Origin of the sequence: Streptomyces sp. TLI_146 (genome assembly GCF_002846415.1) — a bacterium.
GTDB lineage: Bacteria > Actinomycetota > Actinomycetes > Streptomycetales > Streptomycetaceae > Streptomyces.
The window spans coordinates 527,793-549,184 of sequence record NZ_PJMX01000001.1; the positions used below are offsets into that span (position 1 = coordinate 527,793).

The following is a 21,392-nucleotide window of genomic DNA, read 5'->3' on the forward strand; positions in this document are numbered from 1 at the left end:
CCCCACGGGCACCGCCGGTTCGGCGGTGCCCGCCGTGCGTCAGGCCGGCAGCCGCCGGTCCACCACCGTGCGCAGCTTCCCGCTCGCCGCGCTGCGTTCGAAGGCCCCCGAGCCCACTGCCTCCACCGACAGGTCGAGCAGCCTCTCGGTGGTCACCGCTTCGTGCAGCTCCGGGTAGTGGGCGAGCAGTGTCGCGACGACCGTGGTCGGATCCACCGCGCCGTGCTCCTCCATCCGGACCGTGATCCGTTCCCGGCTCGGAGCCGTCTCCACGACCATCTGGAGCTCACCGCAGTAGCCGAGGTGCTCCGCCACGATGCGGGCGATGCGCCGGTAGTTGATGAAGTACGTTCCCGCGCGGACCACGTCCCCGGTGCGGCCGAGCAGCTCGAAGCGGGGTGTGGTGCGGCCGCACCCGCACGCGCCCTCGACCCACCGGCCCAGGTCACCCTGTTCGTAGCGGGTGATGGCCGGTGCGCTGCGGGTGTGCGGGGTGAACACCAGACGGCCGATCCCGCCCTCGGCAACCGGCCGGTCGGAGTCGACTTCGAGGATCTCCAGCGTGAACAGGTCGCTGAACAGGTGGTGGACGCTGCCTTCGGCGTGCGGGCACTGGTGGCCCATCGTGCCCAGGTCCGTCCCGCCGTACACGAACGAACGGATCAGCTCGATGCCGAAGCGCTCCTTGAGGTGGGCGCGCTGCTCGGCGCTGAAGTGCTCTCCGCCGTAGAAGATCTTCTTTACCCCGCCGTACTCCGCCAGCACGTCACCGGCGTGCCGGAACAGCTGCCAGATGTACGACGGCATCGCGAGCAGGGTGTTGGCGCGGTGGCGCACGATGAGCCGGGCGTCGCGTTCGTAGTCGCTGCCGGCGCAGATGGGCAGTTGGACCGCGTCGATCGCCTCCAGCAGGCCGTGGCCGTACAGGAAGCTGGCGTACATGTCACCGGAGTACAGCAGGTTCGCGACGCGGTCGGTGCGCACGTCCAGGCCCGCCGCCACCAGGCCCTCACCGGCGCGGCGCGTCTGGGTGCGGAAGTCCGCGTACGTGTACAGGGACACCGCCGGGGTGCCGCTGCTACCGCCGCTGGCGAGATGGAGTTGGGCCTTCTCGGGTGAGACGGAGGTGTTGAGCGCTTGGACTTCGGCCTTGCCCAGGACGGGGCGCGCGGGGTCGGGACGCTGCCACAGCGGGGGTACGGGCTCGGTGTCGGCGGGCGGGCGCAGATCGTCGAGGCAGGTGTCGTGGGTGAACCGTTCGTCGAGGCGGACGCTGACGCGGCGGCTGTAGCGCTGCAGGGGGTAGAGGCCGTCGTGCGGTTCACCGGCGTAGCTGTCGAGCATCGAGCCGATCGGGGTGACGCGCAGGGCGCCGGCCGTGAACAGCTGGGCGGCCAGGCCCGGAACGTCGCCACGGGTGGCGGCGAGGCCTGCCGTCTGCAGGAAGCGGCGCATGGGGCGCAGCGTCGCGACGATCCGCTCACGGGGCAGCGGTTTGACCCATACGGTGCGGTACAGCGGGGAGGCCCGCAGCGCGCTGCGGTGGTCGACGAGGATCCGCCAGGCTCCGGTCGGGCTCTCGTGGACGCGGGTCAGGCCCAGGTGCTCCTCCGTCTTGGCGACGAGCACCGTGGTGGTGATCTCCGCCTGTTCGTGCACGGCGGGACCGGCCGACGCGCCCCCACGCCTGTCCAGCGCCTCGCCCAGCCGGTGGGCGAAGGCGGACAGCTCCTCGCGGTCGGCGGTGTCCAAGTAAACGACCTGCGGGCTGGAGCAGGCCTGTTGGTCGAGTCGGCAGACGCTGTCGGCCAGACCGTCCAGCGTCTGCCGGTCGCTCCACAGCTCGGAGGTCACGTACGCGAAGGAGATCTTGTGGCCGAACGTGATGAGCCTGCATCCCGCCGGTACCTGCGCGGCCACTCCGGCCGTCGCCGCCTCGCCGCCCCAGGCCGCCACCGCGTCGGCCGGTGCGCAAATGCGCCGGAGCCAGTCGGTGCGCGAGGAGGGGAACCGCAGGACGATCAGGCGGTCGGGTATGCGGCCGTCCGGGTCGAGTGCGCCCAGGGCATGCAGCAGGTGGTGGGTGAACAGCGAGTCGCCGCCGCTCACCTTGACGACGTTCACGTTGCCTGCGAGCAGCCCCTCGACGGCGCTGAAGATCCCCACGATCGGATCGTTGCTCGCCGTGACGTGCGTCAGCAGGCCCACGGGCTGCCAGGACTCGAAGACGGGCGTGCGGAAGTCGGCGCGCGCCAGGCTCTGCGGCGCGGTGCCGCCGAGCTCTGCCACGACCTTCTTCTCCAGACCGTCGCGGCGCAGGAAGTCCGCGATCTCCGCCAGACTCTGCTCGGCCGATGCGCGGTCCTGCCCCGCTGCCACGAGGTGGCCGGCCAGGGCGGCGTAAGTGGGATGGTCCGGCGTGGTCAGTACGGTGCTCAACCGGTCGCAGGCCGCGATGACCTGACGGGCCGACAGGGACCGGCTCAACTCGTCGGCCACCAGGGCGGAAAGGTCCCCGAGGCGCTTGTCGGCCTCGGCGTCGCCGATCCAGGTGCCCTGCCAGAGGTGGTCGTGCGCGATGTCGTTCACGTGGCTCATCCCGTTCATGACGCTTCCTTGCTGAGCAGCTCGGCCGCGGCAACGGCGCAGCTGCGGTTGGTGCTGGTCCCGGCCCTGCCATGGATCTCGAACCAGGGTGTGGCGAGCCCGCAGCCGCACTCCTCGCCCCGGTGGATCGACACCAGGTCCCCCATCACGACGCTGTGTACGGGTACCGAGGTCATGAACGGGGCCACGCAGTGGAGATACCCCTGCTCCCCGAACGGCAGGGGACGCAGGGTCCGCACGTCGCGGGCGAAGATACGCGACCACACCGGGGCGTGCAGGCGGTGCCGGGCGCATTCGGCGTAGGTGACACCGTGCTCCACCGCCCCGTAGCTGTCCCGGACGCGGTGGTGGGGTATGCCGAGCTGTTCCTCGACACGGTCGTACAGCTCCTGCTTGCCGATCTGGCGTCCGGTGTGGCCCTTCCAGCCGCCTCCCAGGTAGATGAAGGAGTCCGCACGCAGGGTGAGCGGGGGAACGCCCATGGCCCGCATCCGTTCCAGGGTGAACCACAGGAAGGAGGGGAACCCCAACAGCCGTACGGGAAGGTCCTCTTCGGCGTAGCGCAGCAGGGTGTCGACACAGCCGAAGGCGTCGAAGACATGCTCGTCGCCGACCGCGCGCAGGGCGTAGGCACGGCGGTTGACCGGGGCCAGATCGCACAGGAAGTTGTCGGTGAAGGCGGTGCCGAGCTGGAGCCGGTCGGTGGGCTCGTAGCTGTAGAGCAGGTAGTTGTTCGGCTGGTCGGGGGTGACGAATCCGTAGTGGTCGAGCACGAAGGCGGCCATCCGCATCACCGAGCCGATGGACCAGCGGTCGAAGAACATCTGCGACTTCTGTCCGCTGGTGCCCGACGAGGTCAGATGGGCGGCGACGTCCTCCGGTGGTATCGACGTCACCTCGTGGGACTTGAAGAAGTTGGCGTGGATCAGCGGCAGGCCGACGGCGTCGTCCGCGGTGCGCAGCGCCGTCGCGCCCCGGCGCTGGTGCTCCTGCCACACCCGGCCGTAGAACGGGGAGCGTTCGGCGTGCCAGGCGGTGACCTCGTTGACCGCGGCGGCGAACAACTCGTCGACGGCTGGGCCTGTCGCGTACGGCTCGCGCAGATCACCGAGCCGCTGCAACTGCCCGAGTGCCGTCGCGTCCGGTACGGGCAGCGGGTCGAAGTACTTCAGATGCGCGGGTCGCGCGTCCAGAGCCGAGGAGGTGGTCATGGTTCACCCTCGCTTCACGGTGTCGGAAGGATTCGGGCAGGCGGGGGCCCGAACATGGCTGTGCTGTTGCACGTACGGCGAGAACCGCTCGTCAACGTCGAGTGCGTCCGCGTCCACGCGCGCGGTGGTGTGACCGAGCAGCAGGTAGTCGTGCCATATCCCGTCCTCCAGGCGCATCGCGGGATAGAGAGCGGTGGGGGTGAAGCCGTGGGCGAGGTGCTGCTCGATGCGGTTCCTGTCGTGCAGGGGCAGTACCGCCTCGATATAGGCGGCCCCTCGGTCGGCCATCTCCCGCAGGATGTCGCCGAGTGCCTCCTCCGGGTCCTCGGGGGACGGATGGCCGCCCAGGAGCAGACCGTTGCCGGCGACGGCGTCGATGACGGCGTACGCCTCGAAGCGGCCGTCGGGCGTCATGAGCAGTGTGTTCGGCCGGTGCAGCGGCAGGGCGGGTGCCGTGCCGGATGCTGCCCGTGCGAAACGTTTCAGGACGAGCCCGGCGTCGTGACTCACCTCGAGGTCGGTGTCCGTCCGGGTGCGCGCGGCCACCAGCTCCGTCGCCACCTGGAGGTCGTCGAAGTCGACACCGTGGCTGCGCGCCGCTTCGAGCAGGGGCGCCAGTTCCCTGGGAACCGTTCCCGGCGCCCGGCGGCGGGTGGGGATGCCGTCCCGGTAGCGGACCAGCAGGGCAAGGGTCTCCACCTCGCGCAGGGTGACCGCGCCGGGGAGCACACCCAGGGGGTGGAAACCGTGCCGCAGCAGCAGTCGCTGCGGGGCGGGCGAGACGCACCGCGCGGTGGCGTACACCGAGTCCAGACGCCCGTCGGCGCCGAACGCCGAGTCCATCAGCGTCTCCAGCAGCAGCCCGGCGATGCCCGCGCCGCCGTGGTCCGGATGCACGACGATTCCCTCGACCTTGCCGATGCGCAGCGGCATGTCGCTGCGCAGCAGTGCCGATCCGACCAGCTCACCGGTCGCCGTGTCGCGGGCCACCCGCCAGTCCACGGTGGAGTCGTCCATGGCAGTCACCATGGCGACCGGGTCCGTTCCCAGAGGCAGCGGATAGCAGTCGCCGTACACCGCTTGGTACAGGTCCCGCAGCGCGGCCACGTCGTCGGGGACGGCGGTGTCCACCAGGACCCTGGTGTGTGCGGCGGGTCGGGCCAGTGTGGTGGTCATCGTGATTCCTTCTGTGTCGCGGTGTCCGAGCACTGCTCGTGGAGGTCGGGGCGCCCGGTTACGGGATGGGGGCCGAGTGGCCGCGCAGCGCCAGGACGGCGGCGATCGGCAGCAGCCCGGCGGTCTGGACGAGGAAGAGGGCCTGGGTCGGGACCAGGTCGCCGGCCAGGCCGAAGAAGAAGGCGGCGACCGGGAATCCGGCGCCGAGCAGGGCCAGCATCGCCGAGAAGAACGCGGCCTTGGCGGCAGTGGGCACGGCGCGCTGGAAGGCGGCGACGAACACCACGTTGGTCGCGCCCACGGCCCAGCCCGCCACCGCCAGGGCGACCAGCACCACACCGCGCTGGGCGGTGAGCGCCGGTACGGCGACCGCCAGGCCGAACAGTGCCACGCACCCACTTCCGATGAAGGCGGGATGGCCCCGCAGGTGCTTGCCGGTGAACACACCGATCAGCAGCCCCAGCCACAGCGCCCCCTCCAGCATCCCCAGCGTGAGGGCGGGGGCGTGCAGCACGTTCTTCGTGTACAGCGGAAGGATCACGAAGGTGGCCGTGATGAAGAAGTTGGCCGCCGCGAAGCAGATCAGTGCGAGCCTGACGAAGGGAAGGCCGGCCAGCAGGCGCCAGGCGCCGAGGATGCCGGCCTCTACCCCGTCGTCGCCGTCCACCGGCTGTGGCCGGGGGCGGACGGTGGCCACGAAGACGGCCGCGCCCAGGTAGGCGGCCGCGCTGACGAGCACCACACCGGTCAGGCCGATCCAGTCGACCAGGACCGCACCGAACAGGGCCCCGGCCATACCTACCAATGAGTAGCTCGACTGCTCGAAGGCGGTGGCGTCCTCGATGTCGTCGTCCTCGACCAGTTCCGGTATGGCCTTGGTCAGACACGGGTCGAACAACGCCTGGCAGGCGGCCAGTCCGAACATCGCGGGATACACGGCCAGGGTCGGCACGTCGGCCAGGACCCCGTAGGCCGCGAGCACCGCCATCAGCACCGCACCGCCGAGCACCGCGACACCCAGCACGGTGCGGCTGGGGTGGGCCGCTATCGTGCGCGCGACGAGCGGCGCGAAGGCTACGGGTGGGAGCGCCGCACATACCAGGAACAGCCCGGAGGCGAGCCCCCGGTCACCGGTGGCGACCTGCCCCAGGAGCCACCACAGGGCGCCCATCTGGTACATGCGTGTGGCGCTCTGGCTCAGCAGTTGCGCGGCCCAGGCACGGGCGAAAACGGCGTTGCGTGCGATCAGCGGCCTGCGTGGGCGGGTGATGGCAGCACGGGGAGCAGTCAGCTCACGCGTCATGGATGCACTCTTTCGTCGGGGTTCTCGCCGGCCGACTGGCCCAGGGAGCGTGTGCGCTTTCCACACACCACTCTCCGCCTGAAATGAGTCGATTTCATCCGCGCGCCGGCTGCAGTTACCCCGCCGATCGGCGGGGTGCGCAGCCGGGACACCGGCCGCCACGGGAAGCCTGCCGCAGGAAAGACGCGCCGTCCCTACGGTGAGCACCCCAGAAAACCCGACGTCTCCCACCGAAGGGGTAGGCCTTCGGTACCGAAGGCCTACCGCCACGCGGACCGCGGATGTCTGTGGTGGTGACCGTAGGGACACCACGTCCAGGCGCTGCCAGGCTCGAAGACACCAGCTGCCCACCCGTGCGCCAGGACCTCCCGCCGGACAGCCCGTCCCCTCCCCCTCCACGAGATGCGTCTGCCGATGTGCCCTACACACAAGAGCCCGATCACCCACCCGCTCTCCTCGCTGCGCAGGAAGGAAGGACTCTCGCACGCCGCATACGCCCAGCTCATCGCCCGTAAGCACGCGGAACTCGGCTTCGGCACCATGGCCGCCCGCCGGGAGAAGATCGCCCGCTGGGAGTCGGGGAAGGTCACCCCGGAACTGACCGCGCAGTTCACCATCGCCCGCCTCCACGGTGTGCCCCGCGCCGAAGTCCTCCGCCTGGGCTGGCCGCACTGGCTCCACGTCGCCGACGAGCCGTCCGTGCCGCTGTGTGCCCCCTGGACGGCCGAAGAAGCCCTGCGCTCCTTGCGCGCCCTCACCCGCTCCGTGCGGACCCCCGCCCCCGACGACGCCCACTTCACCGTCTGCGCGGGCTCCGTGGACCAACTGCTCACCCACTGGCAGGAGTCCTCCCGTACACAGCCCCCGGCACCGCAACGCGCGGGCAGGCCACCGGCCGAGGACACCGTGACCGCCCTGGAGGCGCGCCACCGCCAGCTGAGGGAGCTGTGCCGCACCGAAGCCCCGTCAACCAGCCGCGTGCTGGCGGACGCCGAGCTGCGCATGGTCACCGAGCTGCTCCACAGCGCTTCCTACGGAACGGAGTTGGGCGCGCGCCTGCTGACGGCCGCCGCCCACGCCGCGTGCCTCACCGGCCTCCTGGCGTACGAACTCGGCGACCAGGCACACGCGCAGGCGGCCTACGTGGCGGCACTGAGAGCCGGCGTACTGGCCCGTGACCCCGAGCCGGGGCTCTGGGCGCTGGTCCTGCTCGCCGCCCAGCAAGCGACCCAGGGAGCCCCGGACAACGCGCTGCGCCTACTCGCCCCGGCCGACCAGCCGCCCCACGGACCCGCACGCGCCGCATCGCCCCTGCCGGCCGTCGTGCACATCACGCGCCAGGCGGCCCGCACCCTGCTCGAGCCGGTGGCACACACCGCGCCGGACGACGACTTCACCGCCACTGAGCTGGACGTTCTCATCCGCCACACGTTCACCTACGATGCCCTGCCCGCCACGGCCATCGCCCCGCAGGCACACCGAGGGCACACCTCACCCTCTGGAATCTCCTCCCGCGAGCGGCTTGTGTGAATCCTGCGCCGCGACCCCTCCGGTCCGGCCTCCCGGGCACACCTCCCGTCCTTAACGGTCCAGCAGATCGCGTCCCCGTTCCAAGGAAGGCAACCGTGACTCTCCCCCTCACCCTCCCCGGCCCTCCCCGCCCCCACCGCCTGCCGCCCCCGGGCCGCCCCTTCCCCGGCACTGCGGCGCGGACCCCGACCACCGCGGTCCACATCCTGCGCTGGCCCGAGCAGTCCCACCAGCTCGACCAGTGCCGGGCCCAGGGCGTTCCCCGCCTGCTCCTCGTCGCACCGACCGCGCCTCCCCCGCACTGCGTCGACCAGCTGGAAGACTGGATCCGCACACCCGCCGACCCCCAGGACCTCCAGGCGCGCCAAGCCGCCCTCCAGATGCGCGCGGCTCCCCGGGACCCGGTCGTCGACCACCACGGGATCCTGCACTTCGCCGACCAGGCAGTGCCGCTCGGGCAGGGCGAAGCGGAGCTGGTCCGTATGCTGCTCGCCTCCTACCGCACCACCGTCAGCCGCGAGGACCTGACACGGCGCATGTGGCCCGAGGGCGAGATGCCCCGCCGCAACGCCCTGGACGTACGCGTCCTGCGGCTGCGCCGACGCCTCGCTCCGCTCGGCCTGGTCATCAAGACGGTGTGGGGCAAGGGCTACATGCTCGACACCCAGCCGGACACCCAGGCCGCCTACCGCCGCACGCCGGGAGGCGAGTGACCACCATGCCCCGCACCCCTTCCACCCTCGCCGACCTCGCACCTCTTGGCGCCGAACGCTGGCCGCAGGCCCCGGCCCTGCGCTGGCGCACTCCGGAGGGAACACCGCGCCACCTCACCTTCGCCGAAGCCCACGAGGCCACCGACGAGATCGCCCGCGGGCTGCTGGCCCTGGGCCTCGCCCCCGGCGACCGGGTGGCCATCCAGAGCCGGCTGCGCCCCGAGTGGACCCTCACCCTCCTGGCCGCCGCCTCCTGCGGCCTGGTCCTGGTCTCGCTGCTGCCCACCACCGTCCCCGAAGAGATCGTCCACGTCATCAACGACTGTGACGCGAAGGCGGTGATCTGCGAGGACGGTGAGCAGCTCGGCAAGATACGCACCGCTCTGCCCCGGCTGCCGGGACTGCGCCACATCATCGTCATCGACGCGGACCCCGGCTCCACCGACCCGCCGACGACACTCGACGAGCTCCGCGGCGCGGGAACCCATGCGGTGCCCGCCGCCGCACTCGCCCGACGCCGTGCCGCGGTCACACCCGACGACCTGCTGGTCATCATCTACACCTCGGGAACCACCGGCCCGAAGAAGGGCTGCGCCCTCTCCCACGGCAACTATGTGGCGGTCCTGCGGGCACACCCCTCGCCACCACGGCGCTCACCGGACACCGCGCACGGCTCCATCTTCGTCGTCACCGGCCCGCACACCATCGCGCTCCTCATGCAACTGCTCAGCTGGTGGTCGGGATACACCTTCACCAGCTTCCAGGGCGCCTCGCCCGACACCATGCCGGCCGAGCTGCGCGCCACGGCACCCGCCATCGTCCCGCTCGTCCCCCTCGCACTGGAGATGATCTACCGGTCGGTCCTCGCCTCCCGCTCCGCCCGCGAGCGCACCGAACTCATCGACGCCGCACGCACCGGCCTGCGCGTGCGGCGGATGCGGGCCGCGGGCGAACCGGTGCCGGCCGAACTCCAGGAGTGGTTCGAGCACACCGACAGCACCCTGTTCGCCGAAGTGCGCGAGCGCTTCGGCGCCAACCTGCGCCGCGCGACCGTCTCAGGAGCACCGGTCTCCGCGGACCTCCTGTCCTTCTTCGTCGGCTGCGGACTTCCCCTGGTCGAGTGCTACGGAATGACCGAGACCGCGGCCGCCGCGACCACCAACACTCCCGAAGACAACCGTCTGGGCACCGTCGGCAAACCCCTGCCCGGTGTCGAGATAGCCATCAGCGACGACGGCGAAGTCCTCATCAAGGGCGACCACGTCTTCCACGGCTACTGGGGCTACGACGAGGGCGAGTTCGGCACCGTCCGCGACGGCTGGCTGCACACCGGCGACCTCGGCGAACTGGACCCGGACGGCTATCTGCACCTGACCGGCCGCAAGAAGGAACTCATCCAGCTCTCCAACGGCATGGCCGTCACCCCCCACCCCCTGGAGCGGGAGCTGCGCACCCACCCCCTCGTCTCCCAGGCCGTGCTCTACGGCGAGGCCAGACCCCACCTGGTCGCGCTGCTCACGCTGGACGCGGAGCGCGCCGCCCAGTGGGCCGCCGAACGCGGTCTGCCCACCGATCCGCGCGCCCTGGCCGCCGAACCGCTCCTGCTGGAGGAGATGGGCCGCGCGGTGGAGGCGGCCAACAGCACCCTCCAGGAGTACTTCCGTGCCAAGGCGTTCCACGTCCTCGACCGCGATCTCAGCATGGCCGACGGAGAACTGACCATCTCCATGAAGGTCGCCCGCCCCGTCGTGCACGCCCGCTTCCGCGAGCTGTACGAGTCCCTCTACCCGTAGAAACCAAGGGCACAAGGAAAGGGCCCCGGTTCGGTCTGGCAGCCGAACCGGGGCCTTCCTCATGCCCACCGCGCCTCTCCTGTCAGCACATCACCAGCTCCGGCTTGTACAGGTCGAGCCAGACGTGCAGGTCGAGGAGCTTCTCCAACACCAGGCGCTGTCCCGGCGCGTTCGCACAGGCCCCCCACGGTGTACTGGCCGCCCGCACGGCGGCCTGGCGGTCCACCAGGGCGAAGACCGCCGCGTCCCGCTCCGCCAGGACGTCCAGGGCCTGCCGCTGCAACGCCTCGATGTAGCGGACGTCCCGCGTCATGGGGTACGGGCTCTTGGTGCGGCGCCGAACCACCTCCGGCACGACGTGGCCGGTGGCCGCGCGCAGAACGCTCTTCTCCCGCCCGTCGAAGACGTGCAGGGGCCAGGGGATGTTGTACGCGTACTCGACGATCCGGTGGTCGCAGAAGGGCACCCGCACCTCCAGGCCGGCGGCCATGCTGAGGCGGTCCTTGCGGTCCAGCATCCCGCCGAGGCTCCGCGTGAGGTGCAGATAGAGCAGTTCACGGGCTCTGCGCCGCTCCGCTCCCTCACCGTCGAGGACGGGGGTCGCCGCGACGGCCTCGCGGTAGCGCTGCTCGGCGAACTCCGGTATGTCCAGCGCCCTTTGGCACTCGGCCCGCAAGAACGTGCGCTCCTGCCGGACGCCGCCGGTGGCGGCGGTCAGCCAGGGAAAGCCCGCGCTCGCACGCAGCGCCGGGTCATGGAACCACCAGTACCCGCCGAACATCTCGTCGGCTCCCTCCCCGGACAGCGCGACGGTCGAGTGCTCGCGCACCGCGCGGAAGAGCAGCAGCAGCGAATGGTCCATGTCGCCGCGCCCGATGGGCAGGTCCCGGGCCGCCACACAGGCGCGCCGCACGTCGAGGTCGGCGAGCGCCGCCGGATCCAGGACCAGGTTGGTGTGGCGGGAGCCCACGTGGTCGGCCACGGCCCGGGCGTAGGCGGTGTCGGGGCTGACGTTGTGTTCGTCGGGGACGAAGTGGTCGCTGTGGCCGACGAAGTCGACGGAGAAGGAGCGCAGCGCATCACCGCCGTAGGCGAGTTCACGGGCGGCCAGCCCCGTGATGGCGCTGGAGTCGAGCCCCCCGGACAGCAGGGTGCACAGCGGCACATCGGCGACCAGTTGCTCCCTGACGGAGCCTTCGAGCAGAGCGCCCAGATGTGCGGCGCTCGCCTCCCGGCCGTCCGTGTGATCGGTGGCTCGCAGCTCCCAGTAGGACCGCTCGCGCAGACCCGAGCGGTCGAGCACGGCGATGTGTGCGGGCGGGAGTTCGCGCATGCCCTTCCAGACGGCCGCGCCGGGGGTCTTGACCCCGAGCATGATCTCGCGCAGTCCGTCGAGGTCCACCACGGGGCGGATGTCCGGGTGGGCCAGCAGCGCCTTGGGCTCGGAGCCGAAGACCACGCCACCAGGTGTGCTCTGGTAGTAGAGGGGTTTGATCCCGAGCCGGTCACGGACCAGGAGCAGTCGTTCGGTGCGCCCGTCCCACACGCCGAAGGCGTACATGCCGGTGAGGTGGTCGACGACGGCCTCGCCCCACTCCAGGTAGCCGCGCAGCACCACCTCGGTGTCGCTGGCGGTGGTGAACCGGTGGCCGCGGGCGCGCAGTTCGCCCCGCAGCTGGCGGAAGTTGTAGACCTCTCCGCTGTAGGTGAGCGCCACCGTGCCGCCGTCGGTGGCGGCGGTCATCGGCTGGGCGCCGCCGGCCAGATCGATGATGGACAGCCTGCGGTGGCCCAGCGCCGCGTGCCGGTCGGACCAGGTGCCTCCGGCGTCCGGTCCGCGTCCGGTCATCGTGGCTGTCATCCGGTCCAGCAGATGACGCCGTCCGGCGAGGCCACCGTCGTACGACACCCATCCAGTGATTCCGCACATCTGTTTTCTCCGATGCGGTTGTGCAACGCGCCGCCGGGGCAGGGGCGGCGTCGGGGCGCGGCCCCTGCCCCGGCGGGCGGTTACGGGGGGGGGAGGGAGCTAGTCGACGAAGATGTGGTCGCCGCGCAGGGTGGTTCCGTCGGGCGTCGCCTCGGCGGGGTCGGAGCCGAGGGAGACGACTTTGTTGTCCGCGTCGACGAAGACGACCTTGGGTTCGACCTTGGTGGCCTCGGAGGCCTCGACCAGCCCGTACGCGATGATGATCACCAGGTCGCCGGGGCTGATGAGCCGGGCCGCGGCCCCGTTGATGCCGACCACGCCGGAGCCGCGCGGGCCTTCGATGAGATAGGTGGAGAGCCGGTTGCCGTTGTTGATGTCGACGATGTCCACCTTCTCGCCCGGCAGCAGGCCGGCGGCGTCCATCAGGTCGGCGCACAGCGTGAGGGAGCCGACGTAGTGGAGGTCGGCCTGGGTGACGGTGGCACGGTGGATCTTGGAAGTGAACATGGTACGGAGCATGGGAACCGTTTCCTGTCAGTACGGGAGGGGTGGGGGGAGAGTTCAGAGCTGGACGGATTTGACTTCGAGGAACTCCTCCAGTCCGAAGACGCCGTGTTCACGGCCGTTTCCGGACTGCCGGTAACCACCGAAGGGAGCGCGGGGGTTGAAGCCCCCGCCGTTCACCTCGACCTGTCCGGCCCGGATGCGCCGGGCCACGGCCAGGGCGCGGTCCGGGTCGGCCGACCACACCGCGGCGGCGAGCCCGTAGGGCGTGGCGTTGGCCAGCGCGACGGCCTCGGCGTCGGCGTCGTCCTCGACGTCGTCCTCGTAGCACTCGATCACCAGCACCGGGCCGAAGACCTCCTCGTGCTGGACGTCCATCGCGGTGGTGACGTCGGACAGGACCGTGGGGCGGACGTAGTAGCCGTACGGCTGGTCCTCGGGGGGCTCCGCGCCGCCGGTGATCAGCGTGGCGCCCTGTCCCAGGGCCCGTCGGACGTGGCGCAGAACCCGGTCGCGCTGTCCGGCGGAGACCAGGGGGCCGAGCTGGGTGCCGGGCAGCAGGGGGTGTCCCACCTGGGTCGACTCGGCGGCCTTCGCCGCGGCCCGTTCGACCTCGCCCTTGCGGCTGCGGGGCACCACCAGACGGGTCAGGGCGCAGCATGTCTGCCCGTTGTTGACGAAGGCGGCGGCCACCGCCCGGGGCACGACGTCGGCGACATCGGCGTCCGCGAGCAGCACCGTGGGGCTCTTGCCGCCCAGTTCCAGGGCGACCCGCTTGACCGTGTCGGCCGCGGCCCGGGTGATCGTCCTGCCCACCGCGGTGGAGCCGGTGAAGGAGACGAAGTCGACGTCCGGGTGGGTGGCGAGGGCCTGACCGGCCACCGGCCCGGTCCCGCTCACCAGATTGACGACCCCGGCGGGCAGCCCGGCTTCGTCCATGATCTCGGCCAGGACGAAGACGCTCAGCGGCGCCGCCTCGCTGGGCTTGATCACCACGGTGTTGCCGACCACGAGGGCATAGGCGGCCTTCGCGGCGACCTGGAACAGGGGGTAGTTCCACGGCGTGATCGCGCCCACGACGCCGAACGGTTCACGGATGAGGAGCGAGGGCCCTTGGGGCTGTTCGTAGGGGTAGGCCTCCCCCACATCCGCGGCGGTGCGGAAGGCCAGGGCCGCGAGGCCGACCTGGGCCAGGCGGGCGAAGCCGATGGGTGTCCCCACCTCGCGGGCGATCAGCTCGGCGAGGTCCGGTGCGCGGCGCTCGATCCCTTCGGCGATGCGTCGCAGATACGCGGCCCTCTCTCCTGCGGGGGTTTCGGCCCAGCCCGCGAACGCCCGCCGTGCGGCGCGTACCGCGGCGTCGACGTCCTCGGGTGTGCCGCCCGGTGCCGAGCCGATCACCTGCTCGGTGGCGGGCTCGACCACGTCGATGACGCATCGCCCGGTGGAGGCGGTCCAAGCGCCGTCGAGGTAGATGTGGCGGTGGTGCATGCCGGTGCCCCTTCCTGTGGGCCGGGTGTGAGTGGTCATGAGGCCGCACCCCGGCATCGCGGGCGGGGGTGGCCCGGCGGCGCGGTCGGGGGGTGGTCGCGCACGGAGCGTTCGATGTGTCTCAGCGCCGTGCGGAAGGCGGTGAGGTGCGGGAGAAGGAAGAAGATGTGCAGCGCTCCCGGCATACGGCGCACCACCGCGGGCACCCCGTCGCGCTCCAGAAGCCGCGCGTACTCCTCCGCCTCGTCGCGCAGCGGGTCGTGCTCGGCGGTCAGGACGAGCGCCGGAGGCAGCCCGGCGAAGTCGTCGGCGAGGAGCGGGGCGGCCAGCGGGTCGCGGGCCGCGTCCGGATCGGGCACGTACAGGTCCCAGAACCGCTCCATCGCCGCACGGGTGTTGAGATAGCCGTCGGCCTTCTCGCGGTAGGAAGGGAAGGGGTTGTCCCGCGCGGGCGCCAGCGGAGGGCAGATGAGGATCTGCAGGGCGGGGCGGGGCCCGCCCTCCCGCAGTGCCCTTCGGCAAGCGGCGGCGGCCAGGTTGGCCCCCGCGCTCTCACCCGCGACGATCAGATGGCCGGGGTCGGCGCCGAGCTCGGCGGCGCGTGCGGCGAGCGCGCACAGGGCCGCGTACGCGTCCTGCGCGGGCCCGGGGAACTGGGTTTCGGGGGCGAGGCGGTACCCGGCGCTGGCGATGACCGCGCCGGTCGCGTTGGCCAGTCGGCGCAGGGACCTGTCGACCAGGTCGACATCGCCCGCGGCCCAGCCGCCGCCGTGGAAGAACACCAGGAGCGGACGCGGCCCCGGACGCGGCTCCGGCTGGTACACCCGGACCGGCAGCAGGCCCGCCGGGCCGGGTACGAACGTGGCCAGGACGCGGGCCACGGGCTCCGGATCCCCTTGCGCCTGCCGCAACCGGCCGACCAGCAGGCGCAGTTCGGGCACGTCGGCGCTCTCCAGCGGCGGGAACCCCTGCTCGCGCAGCGCGTTGAGGATGAACTGCGCGTCCGACTGCGGGTGCGGTGGGGGGTGCGTGGTCATGGCGCTCCTTGCGGTGGGTGAGCCGGGCACGGCGTCACGGCCGGCGCTGGTGGGGCAGGGGGGAACGGAAGTCGGCGAGGTTCAGGCGCGCGGTGCGGCGCCGGTACTCCGCTGTCTGGCCGGGCCAGTTGTTGGTCACGCGGCCCGAGGCATGCCGGTACCAGCTGGTGCAGGTCGCCCACACCGAGCGCCGGGTGCGCCGGGTCATCTCGGCGTCGAAGGCCTCGGCGACCTCGGGCCTCACTTCGAGGTAGGCCAGCTCGCCCTTGGCGAGTTCGAGGACCGCCGCCTTGATGTAGCGGATCTGGCTCTCGATCATGTAGACGGCCGAGCCGGCGCCGATGTTGGTGTGCGGTCCGTAGACGAGGAACAGGTTGGGAAATCCCGGCACCGTCATCCCCAGGTGGGCGCGGGCCCCCTCGCTCCACAGCCGCGAGAGCTCCGCGCCGCGCCGTCCGCGCACCCGCAGCGGGCTGAGGAAGTCGGTGGTGGCGAAGCCGGTCGCGTACACGATCGTGTCGACCTCGTGCCGCAGGCCGTCCGCCGTATGGATCGCCGTCTCGGTCAGCTCCGTGATCGGTTCGGTCACCAGGGTGACATCGGGGCGTTGCAACGCCGGGTAGTAGGTGCTGGAGATACCGACCCGTTTGCATCCCACGGCGGTGGTCGGGGTGAGCCGTGCGCGCAGTACGGGGTCGGTGAGCTGCTTGCTCAACTGCGCCTGGCTGCCGCGGCGGGTCAGCCCGGCCGTGGGCCAGCGCCGGGTCAGCCCGCTCACCAGCGACTCGTTGAAGAGCCACCACCCCAGGCGCGCGGCCTTGTGCCGCAGGTCCCGCACCGGGCGGGGCAGGCGCCGCGAGCTGCGCAGGCGGCGGTCCCACTTGGGGACGACATACGGGGCCGAACGCTGGAAGACGGTCAGGTGGGCCACCTCGTCGGCGATGGCCGGAACGATCTGGAGGGCGCTCGCTCCGGTGCCGACGACGGCCACGCGCCGGCCGCGCAAGTCGTGGCCGTGGTCCCACCGCGCCGAGTGGAAGGCGTGTCCAGTGAAGCGTTCCGCGCCGGGTATGCGGGGGACGACCGGCCGGTTGAGCTGGCCGCAGGCGGCGACGAACACCTCCGCCTCGATCGTCTTCCCGGCCGCGGTGCGCAGCCGCCACAGCAGCCGCTCCTCGTCGAAGACGGCTTCGACGACTTCCTCCCCCAACCGCAGATGGGGGCCGAGACCGTGGGCGGCCACACATGAGCGCAGGTAGTCGAGGATCTCGGCCTGCGGGGCGTACCGCCGTGACCAGGGGTAGCGAGGGCCGAAGGAGTACGAGTAGAGGGAGGCGGGCACGTCGCAGGCCGCGCCGGGGTACGTGTTGTCCCGCCAGACGCCACCGATCCCGGGCGCCTTGTCCAGCACGACGAAGTCGTGGTGGCCGGCCCGCTTGAGGGCGATGGCCACACCCAGGCCGCCGAATCCCGCGCCCACGACGGCGACCCGTACGCGGCGGTCGGCAGCGGTGTTCACCGCTCGTCCTCAGTCGGGGCGGGCGGGATGTTGTGGTTGAAGCGGAGCAGGTTGCCGGGGTCGTACTGGGCCTTGAGCTTGGCGAGGCGCTGCAGGCGGGCGTCGTTCCAGAACGCGTTGACCCGCATGTCGGCCTCGTCCTCGCTGAGCAGGTTGAGGTAGGCGGCGCCGGTGCCGAACGCCCTCAGCTGGGCGCCCGCGTCACGGACCCAGCCCCGGCAGCGGTCGTTGTCGGCCGGATCCGGCCACTGGCCGACGATATGGATCAGCCAGCTCTCCTCGCGGTGGGCGAAGGCGGTGGCGTCGGCGGGCACCCGGGTGGGCTCCGCGTCGAACGGGATCACCTGGAGCACGGTCTGGGGCGAGGGGAGGTTCGCACCGATGCGCGCCACGGTCTCCCGCTCGGCGGGACCGAACCGCGGCAGGAACTCGCTGGTCCAGTACTGCTGGTGGTCGCGCGGGTTGGCCGGGTCCAGCATCGACTGGACGTGGACGAGCGGCATCGGGGCGATGACGTCGACGAGCGGCTCACCGAACTCGCGGAAGCGCCGCACCACGTCCCAGCCGTCCTCCACGTCACCGGCGTAGCGCAGGAAGAAGCCGACGACGGACCGGCCCCGGTGCTCCTCGGGGAAGAACTCCAAGGACGGCACCCGCAGGAAGACGACGTCGGTGCTCAGCTCGTCCGGTGTGTCCGCGATCTGCTGGTGCAGGAACTCCAGGACCGCCGGGGCCTCTTCGACCGGGTAGGCGACGATGCCGGCCAGCATCATCGGCCCCACCGGGTGGGCCCGGTACTCGAACGAGGTGACGACGCCGAAGTTGCCGCCGCCACCGCGCAGGGCCCAGAACAGCTCCGTGTGCTGGTCGGCGCTGGCGGTCACCAGCTCCCCGTTCACCGTGACCATGTCGACCGAGAGCAGGTTGTCGCAGGTCAGCCCGTACTTCCGCTGGAGCATGCCCATGCCTCCGCTCAGCGTGAGGCCCGCGATGCCGGTCTCGGAGACCTGGCCGCTGGGCACGGCCAGGCCGTGGACCTGGGACTCGCGGTCGACATCGCCCAGCGTCGCGCCGGCCTGGGCGCGCACGGTGCGGCGCTCGGGATCGACGTGGACCGCCCGCATCAGGGACATGTCGATGAGCAGCCCGCCGTCGCAGGTGCCGTGGCCGGCGATGCTGTGGCCGCCGCCGCGTACGGCGACGGGCAGGCCTTCCTCGCGGGCGTGGGCCAGGGCCGCGAGGACGTCGGCGGTACCGAGGCAGCGCACGATGAGTGCGGGCCGACGGTCGATCATCGCGTTGAAGACGCGGCGCACGGTGTCGTACTCCGGGTCGTCCGGGGTGATCAACTGTCCTTGCAGTGCGGCTCGCAGCTGCTCGAGGGCGGGTGAGTTCATGCCTTGCCTCCTGGGGGCGTTCGGCGGTGGCGTGAGACGGCGGACGGCACGGGCGGGCCGCCGGTGGTGTCGGGGTGGGGGTCAGGCGTGCGAGGCGGCCGCTTCGGCGCGGCGGCGTTCCATGAACTCCTCGAACTTGTCGTGGAGTTCGTCGGTGGCACGCATCAGCCGGCCGGTGGCCGGATCGACGAGCGAGTGCACCGAGTGGGCTTCCGCCAGGAGACGTCCGCCGTTGGTGCGGTAGATCTCGTAGTGGCACTCGAGATGGCGCCGCGGGGTGACCGCCCAGGTGCGGATGGTCAGGTCGTCCAGGTACTTGGCCGGCTCGTGGAAGCGCGCCCGGAAGTTCGTCGTGGTGATCGTGTAGTTCCAGAAGTCGACGCCCACGGCGAGGGCGAACGCCTCTCGCCCCAGGTCGAACCACGGAACGTAGCTGGCGTAGTAGGCATGGCCCTGCACATCGCATTCGCCCCAGCGGACCCGGGCGGTCGTATCGATGTGGTTCCAGCCCTCGATGGCGGAGACCGTTTCAACCCAGCGCGGCATGACGCCTCTCTTCTCTCACGGGGGTTCAGAAAAGGCACGCCCGGAGGAATCCGAAATTCCTCGACGGGCGCCGAAATGCGGAAACCAGCCGCATCGGCACTTGCAGGCTAGACAGGTACGGATAGAGCCGTCAACAGCCATCCAAAAGCATTACCCAGCGCCTTCCACCATGACGCTGAGCTGTGAAATCTTACACATTTATGTCACCTCTTACAGCCTCACAGAAGAGGGCTTTCACAGCAGGTAAGAGACATGGACAACCATGACAGATCGGTTGACACAAATGCTCGACGGAACCTAACTTCATTTCCGGAAGGGATCACCGGGCAGCACCGGAAACCCGAATTCGCTTTCCGGCCGGACCCTCCCCCATTCCGTTCTTCCGTTTCTCCGGCCATCGCGCAGCGACAGGAGTCGTCGATGGAAATGTCAGAAATTCTTCGCGCCATGCCCCACGACGTTCACGCGGCGGGCATCGACCTCGTCGACCTGTGCCGCTGGGACCTGGCGGTCGCCCGGACCAAGGGGGAGCTCCTGCAGCGCGTCTTCACGCTGGCCGAGCGCCGCACCGCCGAGGACCGCGCCGACGCGGACACACCGTACGAGCGGCTCCTGGGCAAGGCGTTCGGCGTCAAGGAAGGCGTCGTCAAGGCCGTCGGCGGCCTGCCGATGGACACCGCCTTCAAGGACATCGAGGTCGAGGTCGCGCCCGGCGAACCGGTCTGGCCCATCCGCCTGCACGGCGCACTGGAGCGCTGGGCGACCGAGTGCGGGGTGGAGATGGTGGGCGGCGCACACGACCTCGGCGACGACATGGCCGCCGCATGGGCCGCCGCCCACGCACCGGCACGGCCCGAAGGCACCACGCCATGACCGACACCCCGACCGCCTTCGTCTTCCCCGGACAGGGCAGCCAGTTCCCCGGCATGGGCCGCGAGGCCGACCGGTTCGGGGCAGCGGCCACCCAGGTCGTCGCCCGCGCCGAGGAGGTGACGGGCCTGCCGGTCGCGGAGCTGATGTCCACGGCCGACGCCCGCACCCTCACCGACCCCGAGATCGCCCAGGTCCTGGTCTTCGTCTGGTCGGCCGCGGCACTGGCCTGCCTCACCGACCACGGACTGCGGCCCTCCTGCGTCGCCGGGCACAGCCTCGGTGAGTTCACCGCCCTGTACGCCGCCGGGAGCCTGGACCTGGACACCGCGCTGCGGTTGGTCTCCTGCCGGGGCCGGGCCATGCGCGACGCGGCCCGCCTGTCTCCGGGGTCCATGGCCGCGATCGTGGGGCTGCCCCTGGACCTGGTCCGCGCGATATGCCGCGAGGCCTGCCACGGCACGGACCTGGTGACGGTCGCCAACGTCAACTCCCCCCGCCAGGCCGTCGTCTCCGGCAGCACACCGGCGGTACGCCGCGTCGTCGAACGGGCCCAGGCACTGGGGGCGCTGCGAGCCCGGCAACTGGCCGTCGGCGGGGCCTACCACTCCCCCCTGATGGCACCGGCGCTGCCACCCCTGGCCGCCGAACTGGCCCGGGCCCGGCTCCACCCGCCCCGCACCCCCCTCATCTCCAGCACCACCGGCCGCGTGGTCGAGGACATCGAGGAATACCACGACGAACTGCCGTGGCAGATGCTGCGCCCCGTGCAGTGGCGGCGCACCGTCACCACCCTGCGCGACCGGGGCGTCGGCCTCTTCGTGGAGGCCGGACCCGGGCGGGTGCTCACGGGACTGGGGCGCGAGATCGCCCGCGAGGCCACGCACCTGGGCGTGCAGGACGCCCTGCGCACCCCTTCCTCCCCGCCACCGCACCCCAGCGGCGACCCCGTCTTGACCACCGCGACACCGAAGGACAGCTCGTGACCGAACTCGAAGGACGCATCGCGCTCGTCACCGGCGCCACCAAGGGAATCGGACTCGCCGTCGCGACCGACCTGGCCCGGGCCGGCGCCACCGTCCTCCTCAACCACCGCGGCAACCCCGAACAGGCCCAGGCCGCCCTGCGCACCGTGCGCGAGGTGAGGCCGGACGCGGAACTCGTCCAGGCCGACATCTCCCGGCCACAGGACGTGGACCGCATGTACCGGGACATCCGCCGCCAGTACGGCCGCCTCGACGCCCTGGTCAACAACGCCGGCATCACCCAGGACGGCTACGCGGTCATGATGGGCGAGTCCAAGTGGCGCCAGGTCATCGACACCAACCTCACCGGCGCCTTCCTGTGCTGCCGGGCGGCCGGACGGATGATGGCCAGCCGGCGCAGCGGATCCATCGTCACCGTCTGCTCCACGAGCGCCTTCAACCCGCCCGCCGGCCAGGCCAACTACGCGGCCTCCAAAGCGGGGGTCCTGGCCATGGTCAAGTCGATGGCCAAGGAGCTCGGCTCCTACGGCGTACGGGTCAACGCCGTGGTCCCCGGGTTCGTGGACACCGCGATGACCCGCCAGATGCCGCCCGACCGGCTCACCGAGAGCCTCGACGGCGTACCGCTGGGCCGCATCGGCCGCCCCGAGGAGGTGGGTTCCGCCGTGCGGTTCCTGCTCGGCGACACCGCCTCCTACATCACCGGCACCTCACTCGTCGTCGACGGCGGACTCATCAGCTGAACACCGGCCCGCCCGCCGACGCTCCCCACACCCGCA

At 71.3% G+C, this 21,392-nt stretch carries 17 protein-coding genes; 6 read left to right on the forward strand and 11 right to left on the reverse strand.

Features of this window, described 5'->3' with window-relative positions; translation table 11 throughout:
• Nucleotides 1-39: 39 nt before the first annotated feature.
• Genes BX283_RS02485 through BX283_RS02500 form a run of 4 tightly spaced genes read right to left on the reverse strand, consistent with a single transcriptional unit; the run spans nt 40 to nt 6,297 of the window.
• A complete protein-coding gene (locus BX283_RS02485) occupies nt 40-2,607 on the reverse strand; it encodes an acyl-CoA reductase (RefSeq protein ID WP_257581768.1) in 2,568 nt (855 codons plus the stop codon).
• The gene (locus tag BX283_RS02490; protein WP_101386017.1) at nt 2,604-3,818 is read right to left on the reverse strand and encodes an acyl-protein synthase; all 1,215 of its coding nucleotides are present in this window, start codon (nt 3,816-3,818) and stop codon (nt 2,604-2,606) included. Before BX283_RS02490 ends, BX283_RS02485 begins: the two co-directional genes overlap by 4 nt.
• 3 nt (nt 3,819-3,821) lie before the next feature.
• Nucleotides 3,822-4,994: a GNAT family N-acetyltransferase gene (locus tag BX283_RS02495; protein ID WP_101386018.1), complete on the reverse strand. Its 1,173-nt coding sequence runs from the start codon at nt 4,992-4,994 to the stop codon at nt 3,822-3,824.
• Between the two features lie 58 nt (nt 4,995-5,052).
• Entirely contained in the window at nt 5,053-6,297 is a 1,245-nt protein-coding gene (locus BX283_RS02500) for an MFS transporter (protein WP_101386019.1), read from the reverse strand.
• 402 nt (nt 6,298-6,699) lie between these two features.
• Here BX283_RS02500 and BX283_RS02505 point away from each other — a divergent pair, with 402 nt between their 5' ends.
• From BX283_RS02505 to BX283_RS02515, 3 genes are all read left to right on the forward strand, one after another.
• Nucleotides 6,700-7,827 (forward strand): hypothetical protein, encoded by a 1,128-nt coding sequence (locus BX283_RS02505; RefSeq protein ID WP_143676356.1) that lies wholly within the window; start codon nt 6,700-6,702, stop codon nt 7,825-7,827.
• Nucleotides 7,828-7,922: 95 nt separating this feature from the next.
• On the forward strand, nt 7,923-8,540 hold the full coding sequence (locus BX283_RS02510) for a winged helix-turn-helix domain-containing protein (RefSeq protein WP_101386021.1): 618 nt from the start codon (nt 7,923-7,925) through the stop codon (nt 8,538-8,540).
• Nucleotides 8,541-8,545: 5 nt separating this feature from the next.
• Entirely contained in the window at nt 8,546-10,333 is a 1,788-nt protein-coding gene (locus BX283_RS02515; RefSeq protein ID WP_257584225.1) for a long-chain fatty acid--CoA ligase, read from the forward strand.
• A gap of 82 nt (nt 10,334-10,415) precedes the next feature.
• Here the strand turns inward: BX283_RS02515 and asnB are convergent, their stop codons facing one another.
• The 7 genes from asnB to BX283_RS02550 form a co-directional block, all read right to left on the reverse strand.
• Nucleotides 10,416-12,263 (reverse strand): asparagine synthase (glutamine-hydrolyzing), encoded by a 1,848-nt coding sequence (asnB, locus tag BX283_RS02520; RefSeq protein WP_101386023.1) that lies wholly within the window; start codon nt 12,261-12,263, stop codon nt 10,416-10,418.
• Between the two features lie 99 nt (nt 12,264-12,362).
• The gene (gene panD, locus BX283_RS02525; protein WP_101386024.1) at nt 12,363-12,782 is read right to left on the reverse strand and encodes an aspartate 1-decarboxylase; all 420 of its coding nucleotides are present in this window, start codon (nt 12,780-12,782) and stop codon (nt 12,363-12,365) included.
• 42 nt (nt 12,783-12,824) lie between these two features.
• A complete protein-coding gene (locus BX283_RS02530; RefSeq protein WP_257581769.1) occupies nt 12,825-14,297 on the reverse strand; it encodes an aldehyde dehydrogenase family protein in 1,473 nt (490 codons plus the stop codon).
• On the reverse strand, nt 14,294-15,295 hold the full coding sequence (locus tag BX283_RS02535) for an alpha/beta hydrolase (protein ID WP_101386026.1): 1,002 nt from the start codon (nt 15,293-15,295) through the stop codon (nt 14,294-14,296). The genes BX283_RS02530 and BX283_RS02535 overlap by 4 nt, the downstream gene beginning before the upstream one ends.
• Nucleotides 15,296-15,329: 34 nt before the next feature.
• Nucleotides 15,330-16,814 carry an NAD(P)/FAD-dependent oxidoreductase gene (locus tag BX283_RS02540; protein WP_101386027.1) on the reverse strand — a complete coding sequence of 495 codons (1,485 nt, stop codon included), beginning with the start codon at nt 16,812-16,814 and terminating at the stop codon, nt 15,330-15,332.
• The gene (locus BX283_RS02545; RefSeq protein WP_101386028.1) at nt 16,811-18,211 is read right to left on the reverse strand and encodes an FAD-binding oxidoreductase; all 1,401 of its coding nucleotides are present in this window, start codon (nt 18,209-18,211) and stop codon (nt 16,811-16,813) included. The genes BX283_RS02540 and BX283_RS02545 overlap by 4 nt, the downstream gene beginning before the upstream one ends.
• 81 nt (nt 18,212-18,292) lie before the next feature.
• Complete coding sequence (locus BX283_RS02550) at nt 18,293-18,757, reverse strand: thioesterase family protein (RefSeq protein WP_101386029.1); 465 nt, start codon at nt 18,755-18,757, stop codon at nt 18,293-18,295.
• A 447-nt stretch (nt 18,758-19,204) separates the two neighbouring features.
• Here BX283_RS02550 and BX283_RS02555 point away from each other — a divergent pair, with 447 nt between their 5' ends.
• The 3 genes from BX283_RS02555 to BX283_RS02565 are packed head-to-tail and all read left to right on the forward strand — an operon-like array spanning nt 19,205 to nt 21,356.
• Nucleotides 19,205-19,630: a holo-ACP synthase gene (locus BX283_RS02555; protein WP_180357018.1), complete on the forward strand. Its 426-nt coding sequence runs from the start codon at nt 19,205-19,207 to the stop codon at nt 19,628-19,630.
• Nucleotides 19,627-20,613 carry an ACP S-malonyltransferase gene (locus tag BX283_RS02560; protein ID WP_218976496.1) on the forward strand — a complete coding sequence of 329 codons (987 nt, stop codon included), beginning with the start codon at nt 19,627-19,629 and terminating at the stop codon, nt 20,611-20,613. Before BX283_RS02555 ends, BX283_RS02560 begins: the two co-directional genes overlap by 4 nt.
• The gene (locus tag BX283_RS02565; RefSeq protein WP_101386032.1) at nt 20,610-21,356 is read left to right on the forward strand and encodes an SDR family NAD(P)-dependent oxidoreductase; all 747 of its coding nucleotides are present in this window, start codon (nt 20,610-20,612) and stop codon (nt 21,354-21,356) included. The genes BX283_RS02560 and BX283_RS02565 overlap by 4 nt, the downstream gene beginning before the upstream one ends.
• Nucleotides 21,357-21,392 lie beyond the last annotated feature (36 nt).